This window comes from Paenochrobactrum pullorum (assembly GCF_041929845.1).
GTDB classification, from domain to species: Bacteria; Pseudomonadota; Alphaproteobacteria; order Rhizobiales; family Rhizobiaceae; genus Paenochrobactrum; species Paenochrobactrum pullorum.
In genome coordinates, this window is sequence record NZ_JBHEEH010000051.1 from 1 (window position 1) to 1,114 (window position 1,114).

Genomic DNA, 1,114 nt, shown 5'->3' on the forward strand with positions numbered 1-1,114 from the left:
TGCGCCAGAAGGTTTAAGCCCACACCAACGGCGGTGCGAAGCAGGAATGAGCCAACGACACCCAAACCACCAATGAATGAGCCAATCGCCGTGCCAATGGTTGCGAGGCCTGTAAAAATAGCCATGAATATACCTTAGGGATAAGAATGTAATTTAAATCTTACATATTCATTGACGTGAACGTCTTTGTAATATAAATATTACAGATGATTGAAGTTCGCCAAACAGAGATATTTGCCAAATGGTTTTCATCACTTAAAGATCGAACTGCTCAGTTGCGCGTTCAGAAGCGCATTGACCGACTGTCTTTCGGTCTTTTGGGAGATGCTAAATTTTTCGACGGTATAGGTGAGCTTCGCATCGACTATGGCCCCGGTTATCGGGTTTATTTTGTCAAGCGCGGCAACACTATTTTCATTCTGCTTTCCGGTGGCGACAAACGCTCGCAGGATCGTGATATTAAAGCTGCCATCAACATGGCAAAGGAGGTTTAATGTCTATTAAAACCACCCCATGGGATCCAACTGCCCTACTCACTAGTGACGAGGCTATTCAAGAATATCTTGAAATAGCGTTTGAAGACGGCGACACAAAAGACATTGCTATCGCTTTGGGCAACATAGCCAAGGCTAAAGGCATGACAAAGGTTGCCAAAGAAGCTGGTATCACCCGCGAAGCACTCTACACATCTCTAAGCGAAAAAGGTGACCCGAAGCTCTCAACTTTGCTCGGAGTGATGAAAGCCCTCGGTTTGCATTTAACAATTCGATCAGATAAGCACGCCGCCTGATTGTCAAAGAATTTTAAGAAAATGCGTCTCAACCGATCTGTAGCCGCGGCGCAAATAAAGCTTCGAGACATCATTGATCTCTAACGAGGCCATACCAATAGCGGTGCAGCCCTGCTCTTTTGCCCATGTCTCATAGGCTGAGAGCATTTTGATTGCTGAGCGGCCACGCGATTGCGGGGCAATAAACCAGACTGTTTCCTTGGCGTAACGGCCGGCACCAAATGGATGCTCAAACCAGACCGCCATCAAGAGGCCGCTTACTTGGCTGTTATGTTCAAAGACAAGCACGCAAGCTTGACGGCTTGCCATGTGCTGATCAAAGAG

The 1,114-nt window shown here is 46.9% G+C and carries 3 protein-coding genes; 2 read left to right on the plus strand and 1 reads right to left on the minus strand.

The window, feature by feature from the left end; all coding sequences use genetic code 11:
- Positions 1 to 206: 206 nt before the first annotated feature.
- Both JNC77_RS17565 and JNC77_RS17570 read left to right on the plus strand, forming a co-directional pair.
- Positions 207 to 494, plus strand: coding sequence for a type II toxin-antitoxin system RelE/ParE family toxin (locus JNC77_RS17565; protein WP_374834806.1), 288 nt, complete (start codon positions 207 to 209; stop codon positions 492 to 494).
- Positions 494 to 790, plus strand: a complete 297-nt coding sequence (locus tag JNC77_RS17570; protein ID WP_374834808.1) for an addiction module antidote protein — start codon at positions 494 to 496, stop codon at positions 788 to 790. Before JNC77_RS17565 ends, JNC77_RS17570 begins: the two co-directional genes overlap by 1 nt.
- Before the next feature lie 3 nt (positions 791 to 793).
- Here JNC77_RS17570 and JNC77_RS17575 read toward each other — a convergent pair.
- A partial coding sequence (locus JNC77_RS17575) for a GNAT family N-acetyltransferase (protein WP_374834810.1) occupies positions 794 to 1,114 on the minus strand: 321 nt, incomplete at its 5' end.